Origin of the sequence: Streptomyces sp. NPDC048462, from assembly GCF_043200175.1 — a bacterium.
Lineage (GTDB): Bacteria > Actinomycetota > Actinomycetes > Streptomycetales > Streptomycetaceae > Streptomyces.
Window position 1 is genome coordinate 330,785 of sequence record NZ_JBICXG010000005.1, and the last position, 13,473, is coordinate 344,257.

A 13,473-nucleotide genomic window follows, 5' to 3' on the forward strand; every position below is an offset into this window, starting at 1 on the left:
GTGCCGGGACCCCTTCCCGCGCTGGTCGTAAGCACTAGGCTGCCGTACGGAACAAATGGACCCAGGAGGCGGACATGGCGTGGACGTGGCGGTTCGAGAAGTCCGACGGCACGGAGACGGAGCCGGCCCTGCAGCCGGAGGAATTCACGACGCAGGGCGACGCGGAGTCCTGGATCGGTGAGTACTGGAAGGAACTCCTCGACGGCGGGGCGGCCCAGGTGACGCTCTTCGACGACGCGACGAAGATCTACGGCCCGATGAGCCTCCAGGCCGAGCAGCCCGAACCGGCCGAACAGCCGGAACCGGCCGAGCAGGCCGAACAGAGCTGAGCCGGACGGCCGCCGGGCGCGCCCCTCGGGACCCGCCCGGCGGCCGTCGCGCGCGTCGCCTCTCAGATCTCGCCCAGGGTGACCTGCGCGGTCTTCTCCGCCTCGCTGCGCTGATACGTCACGGTGACCTTCTGGCCCGGCTTGTCCGAGGCCAGTGCCTCCGACAGGGAGGTGATCGTGGTGACCGGTGTGCTCCCGATCTTGGTGATGATGTCCCCGGCCCGCAGACCCGCCTTGTCGGCCGCGCCGCCCTTCGCGACGCTGACGAGCGCGACCCCGGCCGGCTTGTAGCTGTTGTCCACGACCGTACGGCCGGTGATGTCCAGCGCCGCCCGGCCCGAATCGGTGACCTTGCCGCTCTTGATGATCTGGTCCGCGACCGTCTTCACCATCGAGACCGGGATCGCGAACCCGATCCCCGGCGCCGCGCTCCCGCCCAGCTGCGGATCGGTCGCCGCCAGCGTCGGGATGCCGACGACCTCGCTGTTCAGGTTGACCAGCGCGCCCCCGCTGTTGCCCGGGTTGATCGCGGCGGACGTCTGCACCATGTTCGCGATGGTGGCCCCGGTACCGCCGCCCGCGCTGCTCTCGCTGACGGTCCGGCCGAGCGCCGAGACGATGCCCTGGGTGACGCTGCTGGACAGGCCCAGCGGCGAGCCCATCGCCAGCACGATCTGCCCCACCGCGACCTTCTCCGAGTCGCCGAACTTCGCGGCCTTCAGCCCCTTGGGCACGTTGTCGAGCTTGATGACGGCGAGGTCCTGGTCGGGGTAGGCGGCGACCAGCGAGGCGCTCAGCACCTTCTCGCCGGTGGCCGAGCTGACCTTGAAGGTCTTCTCCTTGCCGACGACGTGGGCGTTGGTGACGATATGGCCCTTGGTGTCGTAGACGATGCCGGAGCCCAGGCTGTCCGACGCGTCGATCTGCACCACCGAGGGCAGCACGTTCTCGATGACCGACTGGTATTCGGCCTGGAGGTCGCCGGTGGCCTTGGAGGCCGAGCCCTGCTGGACCGTGCCGGACTTCGTCGCGCCGGGCGCGGAGGAGTTCGAGTTCGAGTCGGAGCAACCGCCGGCCAGCGCGATCGCACAGACACCCGCGGTCAGAGGCAGCAGCAGCCGGCGCGCACGGCTGCGGGGGTGAGTGGAATCCATGTCCGGATTATCACTTTTAGCCCCATTGGTGGCTCGTTGAGCGCACCCGATCAGTGGCTCGTCGAGCGCACCCGCCCGAGCGCGGGCGGGGCGCTCCTCAGCCTCGTACTCCGCACAGGTGCAGCAGGGCCGCCACCCGGCGGTAGGGATCCGTCCGGCCCGCCCGGTCCTCCGCCGCGAGCACCCGCTCCAGCTCCGCGGCGGGCGGCAGCGCCACGTCGTTGCGCACGTTGTCCGTGAAGACACGCACCCCGTACCAGGCGTGCAGCGGCGCCGCGATCCCGGCGAGCGTCGCGGTGAGGGCGTCGAGCCGGTCCGCGCGTACGGACACCCCGAGCCGGTTGATGTACCGGTCGGTGTCGAACGAGGCCAGCGCGGTGTCCCAGTCCCCGGCGGTCCCGGCCCGCATCGCCAGCGCGTCCGCGTTCCGTACGAGGAGGGACAGCAGGCCGCCGGGCGCGAGCATCCGGGCGAGCCCGGCCACCATGGCGTCGGGTGCCTGGACATACATCAGCACGCCGTGGCAGAGCACCACGTCGAAGCTGCCGGGCAGGAAGTGCACCCCGGTGTCCTGGCCGTTGCCCTCGATCAGCCGGACCCGCTCACGGATCCCCTCGGGCTCGCCCGCGAGCGCCTCACGGGCGGTCCGCAGCATCCCGGCGTCGGACTCGAGCCCGGTCACGGTGTGGCCGGCCCGCGCCAGGCGCAGCGCCTGAGTGCCCTGGCCCGTGCCGACGTCCAGGATCCGCAGCCGCTGCCCGACCGGGAAGCGGGCCGCGATCTGCTCGTCCAGCTGCCGGGCGACCAGCTCCTGGCGCACGGTGTTGCGCAGGCCGCCGAGCCCCTCCAGCCAGGCCGAGGCGGCCCCGGAGAACCCGGACGCGGCATCACCCGGCCGGCCGGCGGACGCACCGCCGGCCGCGCCGAAGAGATCCGTACTCAGGGCCGCTCTCCGCGCTTGACCTGCGGCTTGGGCAGCCGCAGTCGTCGCATCTGGAGCGTGCGCATCAGGCCGTAGGCGATCGCGCCGCGCTTGGGCGTATCGGGGAAGCGCTCGTTCAGCTGCTTGCGCAGCCGGAACGTCAGCCCGATCGAGTCGACGACGATCAGCACGATGACGCCGAGCCAGAGCAGCAGCGAGATGTTCTGGATGCCCTGCACCTGGATCACACTGAGAATCAGGATGATCACGGCGAGCGGCAGGAAGAACTCCGCGATGCAGAAGCGCGAGTCCACGAAGTCACGGACGAAGCGCCGCACCGGGCCCTTGTCGCGGGCCGGCAGATAGCGCTCGTCACCACTGGCGAGCGCCTCACGCTGCTTGGCCATGTCCACGCGGCGCGCCTCGCGCTGGCGCTTCATGGCCTCCTTGCGGTCGGTCGGCGCTCCACTGGAGGCACGACGGCGCTGCGTTTGGGCATCGCTGCGCTTGGGGGTGGGGCGACCTTTGGGGGCCTGCGGGTCGCGGGGCGTCTTGGAGAGGTCCGCCGTCACCTTGCCGGTGGGGGCCTTCTCTTCCTTGGAGCGGCTACGGAACACAAGGCCCAAGGGTACGGGGTCGATCGCGACGACCCCAGGCCGGCCGGGAACGATCCGGCAACGGCCTGCGTCCCCAGCAGTGTGCGAGCGGGACGATTCGGGCGTTGTCAGCGGGGCGGTACGGCCGTCGTCAACGGATTCCCCGACCTTCACCTACTCCCTGCGCCGGAGTGCCGGGCGGTGTCAGTCGTCCTTGGGGAGGACCACATCCTTGCTCGAACAGTGCGGTAATAGAGACAGGGCCCGTACTGTGGGTTCTGTTGGAGTGCTGGAGACCGGTTAAGTCAGAAGGGGGCGCGCGAAGCCCATGAGCGGTGTCATGAAGCGTATGGGGATGATCTTCCGCGCGAAGGCAAACAAGGCCCTTGACAGGGCCGAGGACCCGCGCGAGACCCTCGATTACTCGTACCAGAAGCAGCTGGAGCTGCTTCAGAAGGTGCGCCGCGGTGTCGCCGATGTGGCGACGTCGCGCAAGCGTCTGGAGCTGCAGCTGAACCAGCTGCAGGGCCAGACCTCGAAGCTGGAGGACCAGGGCCGCAAGGCACTCGCGCTCGGTCGCGAGGACCTGGCCCGCGAGGCGCTGTCGCGCCGGGCAGCCCTCCAGCAGCAGGTCACCGACCTGGAGACGCAGCACACCACGCTGCAGGGTGAGGAGGAGAAGCTCACCCTGGCGGCCCAGCGGCTGCAGGCCAAGGTCGACGCCTTCCGTACCAAGAAGGAGACGATCAAGGCCACCTACACGGCGGCCCAGGCGCAGACCCGGATCGGGGAGGCCTTCTCGGGCATCTCCGAGGAGATGGGCGATGTCGGCCTGGCGATCCAGCGGGCCGAGGACAAGACCCAGCAGCTCCAGGCGCGCGCCGGTGCGATCGACGAGCTGCTCGCCTCCGGCGCCCTGGACGACCCGACCGGCACGGCGAAGGACGACCTCACCGCCGAGCTGGACCGGATCTCCGGTGGTTCGGACGTGGAGCTGGAGCTGCAGCGCATGAAGGCCGAACTGGCCGGCGGCTCCTCCTCGCAGCAGGCCATCGAGGGCGGTCCGCAGGATGCCGCCCAGCAACAGCAGCAGGACCGGTCCCCGAACAAATTCGACAAGAACTAAGGCAGCGTCATGATCGTACGGATCATGGGGGAGGGCCAGGTACTCCTGGCCGACAGCCATCTCGCCGAGCTCAACGAGCTCGACAACGAACTGCTCGCCGAAATGGAGAGCGGCGACGGCCCCGGCTTCCGCTCCACTCTCCACGCGCTCCTCGCCAGGGTGCGCGAACTCGGCACGCCCTTGCCGGACGACTCCCTGGAGCCGTCCGAGCTGATCCTGCCGTCACCCGAGGCGACCCTCGAAGAGGTACGCGCCATGCTCCGCGACGACGGTCTGATTCCCGGCTGACGACCGGCAGCTCCAGCACCCGCACCGACAGTGCCCCGCGTCCGGTCCGCCGGACGCGGGGCACTGTCGGTGCGTACGCCCGCCATCCCGGCGCCGCTCCTCGGCACAGGACGGACGGATTTCCGCGCGACACGCCGTAACGTTGCTTGACGTGACCACCCTCGGAACCCGCGTGCTGCGCGTCCGGCACTGGCTGCGCGACCACCCGCTCGCGCCGGACGGAGCGCTCGCCGTGTGCGTGCTCGCGTCCATGATCATCGGATCGTTCGCTGATCCCGGCTCGCACAACGGACCCACCTTCGGCACCCGCACGCCCGCCGCGAGCAGCGTGCTGCTGATGGTGCTGAGCGCACTCGCCCTGGTGTGGCGCCGCCGGGCCCCGATGGCCGTGCTCGTCGCCACCGGCGGGCTGACGGTCGTCGAGCTGGTGCTGGTGGACCCGCCGGCTCCGGTGGTGATGAGCGTGGTCATCGCCCTCTACACCATCGCCGCCCGCACCGACCGCCCCACCACCTGGCGGGTCGGGCTGCTCACGATGGCCGCGCTCACCGCCGCCGCGATGCTCTTCGGCTCTGCGCCCTGGTACAGCCAGGAGAACTTCGGCGTCTTCGCCTGGACCGGAATGGCCGGCGCCGCCGGGGACGCGGTGCGCTCCAGGCGCGCCTTCGTCGACGCGATCCGGGAGCGCGCCGAACGGGCCGAGCGGACCCGCGAGGAGGAGGCCAGGCGCAGAGTGGCCGAGGAACGGCTGCGGATCGCCCGCGACCTCCACGACGTCGTCGCCCACCACATCGCCCTGGTCAACGTGCAGGCCGGCGTCGCGGCCCACGTCATGGACAAGCGCCCCGACCAGGCCAAGCAGGCGCTCGCCCACGTCCGCGAGGCGAGCCGCTCCGCGCTCCACGAACTGCGGATCACCGTCGGGCTGCTGCGCCAGTCCGGCGACCCCGAGGCGCCGACCGAACCCGCCCCCGGCCTCGCGGTCCTGGACGAGCTGGTGAAGGCCGTGCGCCAGGCCGGGCTGCCCGTAGAGGTGGCCTGCGCGGCCGACGGGAACCCGCCGATGCCCGCCGCTGTGGACCTGGCCGCGTACCGGGTGATCCAGGAGGCGCTGACGAACGTCCGCAAGCACGCGGGCCCCGGCGCCAAGGCCGAGGTGAGTGTCGTACGGGTCGGGGCCACCGCCGAGGTCATGGTGCTCGACAACGGCCGCGGAAATCCGGACGGCAGGGACGACGGGGGCGGCCACGGCCTGCTCGGCATGCGGGAACGGGTCACGGCCCTGGGTGGCACCCTCAGCGCCGGACCCCGTTACGGCGGCGGCTTCCGCGTCCATGCGATCCTGCCCGTCAAGGCCCTCCCGCAGCAGCCGGATCAACCGGACCTGGCGGGCCGGACGGGGGAGAACGCATGACACCGGCCATCAAGGTACTGCTCGCCGACGACCAGGCGCTGCTGCGCAGCGCGTTCCGGGTACTGGTCGACTCGGAGCCCGACATGGCGGTGGTCGGTGAGGCCGCGGACGGCGCGCAGGCGGTGGAGCTGGCCCGCTCGACACGTGCCGACGTGGTGCTGATGGACATCAGGATGCCCGGCACGGACGGGCTCACCGCGACCCGGATGATCAGCGCCGACCCGGACCTCGCGGACGTACGCGTGGTCATGCTCACCACCTTCGAGGTGGACGAGTACGTGGTCCAGTCGCTGCGGGCCGGAGCCTCGGGCTTCCTGGGCAAGGGGGCGGAGCCGGAGGAGCTCCTCAACGCCATCCGGATCGCCGCCGGAGGTGAGGCGCTGCTCTCGCCTGCCGCGACCAAGGGGCTGATCGCCACGTTCCTTGCGCAGGGCGGCGGTGCGGCCGACGGGGGGCCGGGCGCGGCGGAGTACTCCGAGCGCCTGGCGGCCCTCACCACACGGGAGCGCGAGGTGCTGGTCCTGGTCGCGGCCGGGCTCTCCAACGACGAGATCGCGGGGCGCCTGGTGGTCAGCCCGCTGACCGTCAAGACCCATGTGAACAGGGCGATGGCGAAGCTGGGCGCCCGGGACCGGGCCCAATTGGTGGTAATCGCCTACGAATCGGGTCTTGTGCGCCCCAGGGTGGAGTGAGGGTGCAGCCGCGGCGTACTCCAGCTGCGGTATGCGGGGGATAAGAAAGCGACCTGCGATTGACGCTTTGGGTCCCGGGCGTGGGCGATCGTAATAGGTGGGCCGGGTCTGTCCCCGAGTTACCCGCCCACCTGCCGCGTAAGCCACAGAAGAGAGACCTCACCCATGTCCTGGCTGTCCAGATTCAGCCTCGCGCAAAGGGCCCTGATCGGGCTGATCTCGATCGTTGCGCTCGTGTTCGGAGCGATCGCGATCCCGCAGCTCAAGCAGCAGCTGCTGCCCACCATCGAACTCCCGATGGTGTCGGTGCTCGCCCCGTATCAGGGCGCGTCCCCCGATGTGGTCGAGAAGCAGGTCGTCGAACCGCTCGAGAACTCGATCAAGGCCGTCGACGGCGTCACCGGAGTCACCTCCACCGCCAGCGAGGGCAACGCCGTCATCATGGCGTCCTTCGACTTCGGCGACGAGGGCACCAAGCAGCTCGTCGCGGACATCCAGCAGGCCGTGAACCGGGCCCGCGTCCAACTGCCCGACAGCGTCGACCCGCAGGTCATCGCCGGTTCGACGGACGACATCCCGACCGTCGTCCTCGCCGTCACCTCGGACAAGGACCAGCAGGCCCTCGCCGACCAGCTGGACCGCACCGTCGTCCCCGCACTCGAGGACATCGACGGTGTCGGCCAGGTGTCCGTCGACGGTGTGCGGGACCTCCAGATCTCCGTCACCCCCGACGACAAGAAGCTCGCGGAAGCCGGTCTGAACGCGGCCTCGCTCTCCCAGGCACTCCAGTCCGGCGGCGCGACCGTCCCGGCCGGTTCCTTCTCCGAGTCGGGCAAGAGCCGCACCGTCCAGGTCGGCGGCGCCTTCACCTCGCTGAAGCAGATCGAGGACCTGCGGGTCATCGGTCAGGACCCGGCGACGGGCAAGCCCGGCAAGCCGGTCCGGGTCGGTGACATCGCGACGGTGAAGCAGGAGCCCGCCACCGCGGACTCCATCACCCGTACCGACGGCAAGCCGAGCCTCGCCGTCATGGCCACGATGGACAAGGACGGCAGCGCCGTCGCCATCTCGGACGCGGTCAAGGACAAGCTCCCCGACCTGCGCAAGGACCTCGGCGCCGGCGCCGAGCTGACCGTCGTGTCCGACCAGGGCCCCGCGGTCTCCAAGGCGATCTCGGGCCTGACCACCGAGGGCGCGCTCGGCCTGGTCTTCGCGATCATCGTGATCCTGGTCTTCCTGGCCTCGCTGCGCTCGACCCTGGTCACCGCGGTCTCCATCCCGCTCTCCGTGGTCCTCGCGCTGATCGTGCTCTGGACCCGTGACCTGTCGCTCAACATGCTCACCCTGGGCGCGCTGACCATCGCGATCGGCCGGGTCGTCGACGACTCGATCGTCGTCCTGGAGAACATCAAGCGCCACCTCAGCTACGGGGAGGAGCGCCAGTCGGCGATCCTCGCCGCGGTGAAGGAAGTGGCCGGCGCGGTCACCGCCTCGACCCTCACCACGGTCGCCGTCTTCCTGCCGATCGGTCTGGTCGGGGGCATGGTCGGTGAGCTGTTCGGCTCGTTCTCGCTGACCATCACCGCCGCCCTGCTGGCCTCCCTGCTGGTCTCGCTGACCGTTGTCCCGGTGCTCTCGTTCTGGTTCCTGCGCGCACCCAAGGGCAGCGCCAAGGACCCGGAGGCGGCCCGCCGCAAGGCCGAGGAGAAGGAAGCCCGCAGCAAGCTCCAGGGGATGTACATCCGGGTGCTGGGCTTCGCCACCCGGCGCCGCATCGTCAGTGTGGTCATCGCCGTCGTCGTGCTCATCGGCACCTTCGGCATGGCTCCGCTGCTGAAGACCACCCTCTTCGACCAGGGCGAGCAGGAAGTCCTCTCGATCAACCAGGAGCTGCCCCCGGGCACCAGCCTGGCGGCCGCCGACGAGGCGTCCAAGAAGGTCGAGAAGCTCCTCGCCGCGGACAAGAGCGTCAAGGCCTACCAGGTCACCGTCGGCTCGTCAGGCTTCATGGCGGCCTTCGGCGGCGGCACGGGTGCCAACCAGGCCACCTACCAGGTCACGCTGAAGGACCCGGCCGAGTACGACGCCACCTCGAAGCGCCTCGACGAGGCCCTCGGCAAGCTCGACGGCGTCGGTGACACGACCATCGCGGAGGCGGGCGGCTTCGGCAGCCAGGACCTCAGCGTCGTGGTCAAGGCCGCCGACGCGGACGTCCTGGCCAAGTCCTCCGAGCAGGTACGCAAGGCGGTGGCCGGTCTCAAGGACGTCTCCGACGTCCAGAGCGACCTGTCGCAGAGCATCCCGAGGATCTCGGTCACGGCCAACTCCAAGGCCGCAGACGCCGGCTTCAGCCAGGCCACCCTGGGCGCGGCCGTCGCCGGCGCCGTGAAGGGCACCCCCTCCGGCAAGGCGACCATGGACGACACCGAGCGCGACGTCGTCATCAAGTCCGCCCACCCGGCCGCCACGATGGCCGAGCTGAAGGCCCTCCCGCTCGGCCCGGTCAAGCTCGGCACCATCGCGGACGTGAAGCTGGTCCCCGGACCGGTCTCCATGACGCGGATCGACGGTCAGCGCGCCGCGACGATCACCGCCAAGCCCGTCGGTGACGACACCGGCAGCGTCAGCACGGCACTCCAGAAGAAGGTCGACTCGCTGAACCTTCCGGACGGTGCCACCGCCACCATCGGCGGCGTCTCCGAGGACCAGAACGACGCCTTCGTCAAGCTGGCCCTGGCCATGCTGGCGGCCGTCGCGATCGTCTTCATGCTGCTGGTCGCCACCTTCCGGTCGCTCATCCAGCCGCTGATCCTGCTGGTCTCCATCCCGTTCGCCGCCACCGGCGCGATCGGTCTGCTCCTCATCACCGGCACCCCGATGGGCGTCGCGGCGATGATCGGCATGCTGATGCTGATCGGCATCGTGGTGACCAACGCGATCGTGCTGATCGACCTGATCAACCAGTACCGCAGGCAGGGCATGGGCGTCGTCGAGGCGGTCATCGAGGGCGGCCGTCACCGGCTGCGCCCGATCCTGATGACGGCACTGGCGACCATCTTCGCCCTCCTCCCGATGGCGCTCGGCGTCACCGGCGAGGGCGGCTTCATCTCGCAGCCGCTGGCCGTCGTGGTCATCGGTGGTCTGGTCACCTCGACGCTGCTGACGCTGCTCCTGGTGCCGACGCTCTACGCGATGGTGGAGCTCCGCAAGGAGCGCCGCGCGAAGAAGAAGGCCGACAAGCGCGCCGCGAAGGCGGGCGTCCCGGCCCAGGCCGAGTCCGACGAGGCCCGGGAGACCGAGCCCGCGAAGGCCTGACGAGAAGGAGAGGGGCCCCGTCCCACGCGACCGCGTGGGACGGGGCCCCTCTCCGTTTCCTGCGGCGCCCGCTATGCGCGTCGCTACTTGAGCGAGGAGACGAACGCCCCCCAGGCGGCGGCTTCGACGACGAGCGCGGGTCCGGAGGGACTCTTGCTGTCGCGTACGGGGACGACGCCGGGGAAGTCGTCGCTGATCTCGACGCATTCGCCCCCGTTGGAATTGCTGTAGCTGCTGCTGCGCCAGCGGGCGGTGCTCAGCTCGGGGGAGTGGTTCATGGTCGGTAGCCCTCCATCGCGGTCCGGATCAGTTCCGCCGACTCGGCCAGGGGGAGGGCGTTGGCGCGGAGTACTTCGTACTGCCTCCGCCACTTCTTCACCGCGGCCGGGTCCTCGTAGAGATGCCCGGCCTGGATGCCCTCCTCGTACGCCACCGAAGTGCCGTCGGGCAGCGACAGCAGAGTCAGCGCGCCACCCAGCAGCGAGTGCGGCCCCGCGCCGAACGGCATCACCTGAACTTTACTGTCCGGAGTATCCACCTGCTCCAGCAGCGAGGCCAGTTGCTTGTGCATGCAGGCCCGGCTGCCCATCTGTCGTCGCAGCACGGCCTCGTCGACGATCGCCCACCGGAACGGCGGGTCCTCCGAGCGCTGCCGATGCTGCCGCGACATGCGCGCGGTGACGCGTTCCTCGACCTGTTCGTCGCTCAGGTCCTCCTGGCAACGGAGGAACGTGCGCGCGTACTCCTCGGTCTGGAGCAGACCCGGCAGCACCTGCGCGCCGTACTGCTCTATCACCTCGGACCGGGCCTCGAAGTCCATGTACCGCTTGTACTGGTCGGGATGGATCTCGCGCCGGGCGAGCTCGTAGAGCCCGTGGAAACGGTCGTCCGTCCCGAAGGCGACGTCCAGCCGGCTGGGGATGTCCGGTGGCGGCATCAGGTCGGCCGTCTCGATCCGGGCCAGCGTGCTCTTGCTGGAGTTCACGATCTCCGCGAGCTGTACGAGCGACAGCCCCGCCCGCTCACGGTGGCGGCGCTGCTCGGAGCCGAAGTAGTGGCGGGCGGACAGATACGGGGTGAGGGCCTGGGGTTTGAACGTCACGGTGTGCCTTTCGTGTGTCCCGTTCCCAAGGCCGGGACAGTGGCGCCCTGTTGGAGCGAGGTTCCCCAGGGCGACGATTGCGGCACACACCGTAACCGTCCTCTCGTGCGGCGCACCAGAGGGCCTTCTCCGAAGGTGGCGATCGACTTGATGTTCGACGCGCAGGGCCGGGCCATGAGGCTGCTCCCGTGGACCAACGAGCAGGGCGGGCCGTGCTGGCTCAGTACGGCGGACCCCGACAGTCGTGTCTCCCGGATGGCCGACGCACTCGAATCCGACCTGATCGCCTCGGCCGAGTACGTACTGGAGGAGGCCCGGGAGGTACTGGCGGAGACCGTGGTGGGGGAGCGGGAGCTGCGGTTCGCGGGCATCCGGCTCGCTGAGTCGCTGGGGGACACCCTGCGGATCGCGGAGAGCCGGGGCGGGCGGCTGGCGAACGGCAAGGGTGGCGGCCGGCGGGAGGGCTGACCGGGGCGGGGAGGGGTGCGCCCATGAGTATCGGCGCCGCAGGGCCCCGGAAGCACCCGAAGGCGGCCCCGGGGCCCTTGCGCGGCGTGCGCTACGGCAGCGCGAGCCATCCTGCTCCGGTGGCGGCGCTACGGCAGCGCCAGCATCCGCTCCAGCGCGAGCTTGGCGTACTTCTCGGTCTCCGGGTCGACCTCGATCCGGTTGACGAGGTTGCCCTCGGCCAGCGACTCCAGCGTCCACACCAGGTGCGGCAGGTCGATCCGGTTCATCGTCGAGCAGAAGCAGACCGTCTTGTCGAGGAAGACGATCTCCTTGTCCTCGGCCGCGAACCGGTTCGCCAGGCGCCGCACCAGGTTCAGCTCGGTGCCGATGGCCCACTTGGAACCGGCCGGAGCCGCCTCCAGCGCCTTGATGATGTACTCCGTCGAGCCGACGTAGTCCGCCGCCGCCACGACCTCGTGCTTGCACTCCGGGTGCACCAGCACGTTGACGCCGGGTATCCGGGCCCGCACGTCGTTGACCGACTCGACCGAGAAGCGGCCGTGCACCGAGCAGTGTCCGCGCCACAGGATCATCTTCGCGTCGCGCAGCTGCTGGGCGGTCAGGCCGCCGTTCGGCTTGTGCGGGTTGTAGAGGACGCAGTCCTCCAGGGTCATCCCCATGTCCCGGACGGCGGTGTTGCGGCCCAGGTGCTGGTCGGGCAGGAACAGGACCTGCCGGCCCTGCTCGAAGGCCCACTCCAGGGCGCGCTTCGCGTTCGACGAGGTGCAGATCGTGCCGCCGTGGCGGCCGGTGAAGGCCTTGATGTCGGCGGAGGAGTTCATGTACGAGACGGGTACGACCTGATCGGCGACGCCGGCCTCGGTCAGCACGTCCCAGCACTCCGCGACCTGTTCGGCGGTGGCCATGTCGGCCATCGAACAGCCCGCCGCCAGGTCCGGCAGCACGACCTTCTGGTCGGCGGTGGTCAGGATGTCCGCGGACTCGGCCATGAAGTGCACACCGCAGAAGACGATGTACTCGGCCTCCGGACGCGCCGCGGCGTCGCGCGCCAGCTTGAAGGAGTCACCGGTGACGTCCGCGAACTGGATGACCTCGTCGCGCTGGTAGTGGTGGCCGAGGACGAAGACCTTCTCGCCCAGCTTCTCCTTGGCCGCGCGGGCGCGCTCCACCAGGTCAGGGTCGGACGGGGAGGGCAGGTCGCCGGGGCATTCGACGCCGCGCTCGCTCCTGGGGTCGGCGTCGCGGCCCAGCAGGAGCAGGGCGAGGGGCGACGGCTGGACGTCGAGTTCCTGGACGGGGTGGGCCGTGGTCACGTCACGCACCCTTTCTTCTCTGCGAGGAGCTTCTCTGAGAGGAGCCTTTTCGTCGAATTGACGTTATCTATCATATCCGGTTCACGTCACTTTGACGATGCCGATAGCGTCAATGTGACGCACCCGCTCGCGGGTCCGGTGTGCGAGCATGAATGGAACAGGCAAGCGCGCGGCCCGGAATGAATCCGCGGTTCCGGCGGTTGCAACGTCGGCAAGCAGACTCCGTACAACCCGGGAGAGAAGCAGATGTCCGTATCGGACGAGACCACCACCGTGAGCGACGGCATCCTCCTGTCCGACGCCGCCGCAGACAAGGTCAGGGGCCTGCTGGAGCAGGAAGGCCGTGACGATCTGGCGCTGCGCGTCGCCGTCCAGCCCGGCGGCTGCTCGGGCCTGCGGTACCAGCTCTTCTTCGACGAGCGTTCGCTCGACGGCGATGTCGTGAAGGACTTCGGCGGCGTCAAGGTCGTCACCGACCGGATGAGCGCCCCGTACCTGGGCGGCGCCTCGGTCGACTTCGTCGACACCATCGAGAAGCAGGGCTTCACGATCGACAACCCGAACGCCACGGGCTCCTGCGCCTGCGGAGACTCCTTCAGCTAGGCGACAGACACAGCGGTACGGCGGGGGGGGGGGGGGGGGGGGGGGGGGGGGGGGGGGGGGCCGGGGGCGCCGGGGGGGGGGGGGGGGCCGGGGGGGCGGGGCGGGGGGGGGGCGGGGGGGGGGGGGGGGGGGGGGGGGGGGGGCGGGG

14 protein-coding genes are annotated in these 13,473 nt (G+C 70.2%); 8 read left to right on the forward strand and 6 right to left on the reverse strand.

Annotation, left to right across the window (positions count from 1 at the left end; all coding sequences use genetic code 11):
* Window positions 1–74 precede the first annotated feature (74 nt).
* Window positions 75–329, forward strand: coding sequence for a hypothetical protein (locus ACGFU6_RS12400; protein WP_393610189.1), 255 nt, complete (start codon window positions 75–77; stop codon window positions 327–329).
* Between the two features lie 62 nt (window positions 330–391).
* Here ACGFU6_RS12400 and ACGFU6_RS12405 read toward each other — a convergent pair whose 3' ends face one another.
* From ACGFU6_RS12405 to ACGFU6_RS12415, 3 genes are all read right to left on the reverse strand, one after another.
* Window positions 392–1,483, reverse strand: coding sequence for a S1C family serine protease (locus ACGFU6_RS12405; RefSeq protein ID WP_393610191.1), 1,092 nt, complete (start codon window positions 1,481–1,483; stop codon window positions 392–394).
* A 97-nt stretch (window positions 1,484–1,580) separates the two neighbouring features.
* Complete coding sequence (locus ACGFU6_RS12410; RefSeq protein WP_393610316.1) at window positions 1,581–2,333, reverse strand: class I SAM-dependent methyltransferase; 753 nt, start codon at window positions 2,331–2,333, stop codon at window positions 1,581–1,583.
* An 89-nt stretch (window positions 2,334–2,422) separates the two neighbouring features.
* Window positions 2,423–3,022, reverse strand: a complete 600-nt coding sequence (locus ACGFU6_RS12415) for a DUF3043 domain-containing protein (RefSeq protein ID WP_393610193.1) — start codon at window positions 3,020–3,022, stop codon at window positions 2,423–2,425.
* Window positions 3,023–3,341: 319 nt separating this feature from the next.
* On the opposite strand from ACGFU6_RS12415, the gene ACGFU6_RS12420 reads away from it, so the two are divergent.
* From ACGFU6_RS12420 to ACGFU6_RS12440, 5 genes are all read left to right on the forward strand, one after another.
* Entirely contained in the window at window positions 3,342–4,127 is a 786-nt protein-coding gene (locus tag ACGFU6_RS12420; RefSeq protein ID WP_123526511.1) for a PspA/IM30 family protein, read from the forward strand.
* 9 nt (window positions 4,128–4,136) lie between these two features.
* Window positions 4,137–4,415: a hypothetical protein gene (locus ACGFU6_RS12425; RefSeq protein ID WP_123526512.1), complete on the forward strand. Its 279-nt coding sequence runs from the start codon at window positions 4,137–4,139 to the stop codon at window positions 4,413–4,415.
* Window positions 4,416–4,566: 151 nt separating this feature from the next.
* On the forward strand, window positions 4,567–5,829 hold the full coding sequence (locus ACGFU6_RS12430) for a sensor histidine kinase (protein ID WP_393610196.1): 1,263 nt from the start codon (window positions 4,567–4,569) through the stop codon (window positions 5,827–5,829).
* Complete coding sequence (locus ACGFU6_RS12435; RefSeq protein ID WP_393610198.1) at window positions 5,826–6,521, forward strand: response regulator; 696 nt, start codon at window positions 5,826–5,828, stop codon at window positions 6,519–6,521. The genes ACGFU6_RS12430 and ACGFU6_RS12435 overlap by 4 nt, the downstream gene beginning before the upstream one ends.
* A 165-nt stretch (window positions 6,522–6,686) precedes the next feature.
* Window positions 6,687–9,836: an efflux RND transporter permease subunit gene (locus ACGFU6_RS12440; RefSeq protein WP_393610200.1), complete on the forward strand. Its 3,150-nt coding sequence runs from the start codon at window positions 6,687–6,689 to the stop codon at window positions 9,834–9,836.
* 83 nt (window positions 9,837–9,919) lie between these two features.
* Here the strand turns inward: ACGFU6_RS12440 and ACGFU6_RS12445 are convergent, their stop codons facing one another.
* Both ACGFU6_RS12445 and ACGFU6_RS12450 read right to left on the reverse strand, forming a co-directional pair.
* Window positions 9,920–10,114, reverse strand: coding sequence for a DUF397 domain-containing protein (locus ACGFU6_RS12445; RefSeq protein WP_393610202.1), 195 nt, complete (start codon window positions 10,112–10,114; stop codon window positions 9,920–9,922).
* Window positions 10,111–10,938: a Scr1 family TA system antitoxin-like transcriptional regulator gene (locus tag ACGFU6_RS12450; protein ID WP_393610204.1), complete on the reverse strand. Its 828-nt coding sequence runs from the start codon at window positions 10,936–10,938 to the stop codon at window positions 10,111–10,113. The genes ACGFU6_RS12445 and ACGFU6_RS12450 overlap by 4 nt, the downstream gene beginning before the upstream one ends.
* 135 nt (window positions 10,939–11,073) lie before the next feature.
* On the opposite strand from ACGFU6_RS12450, the gene ACGFU6_RS12455 reads away from it, so the two are divergent.
* Window positions 11,074–11,406 (forward strand): hypothetical protein, encoded by a 333-nt coding sequence (locus ACGFU6_RS12455; RefSeq protein WP_393610206.1) that lies wholly within the window; start codon window positions 11,074–11,076, stop codon window positions 11,404–11,406.
* Between the two features lie 128 nt (window positions 11,407–11,534).
* On the opposite strand, the gene nadA is transcribed toward ACGFU6_RS12455, so the two are convergent.
* Window positions 11,535–12,731, reverse strand: coding sequence for a quinolinate synthase NadA (gene nadA, locus ACGFU6_RS12460; protein ID WP_393610208.1), 1,197 nt, complete (start codon window positions 12,729–12,731; stop codon window positions 11,535–11,537).
* A gap of 237 nt (window positions 12,732–12,968) precedes the next feature.
* Between nadA and ACGFU6_RS12465 the strand changes: the two genes are divergently transcribed.
* Window positions 12,969–13,325, forward strand: a complete 357-nt coding sequence (locus ACGFU6_RS12465) for a HesB/IscA family protein (protein WP_393610210.1) — start codon at window positions 12,969–12,971, stop codon at window positions 13,323–13,325.
* Window positions 13,326–13,473 lie beyond the last annotated feature (148 nt).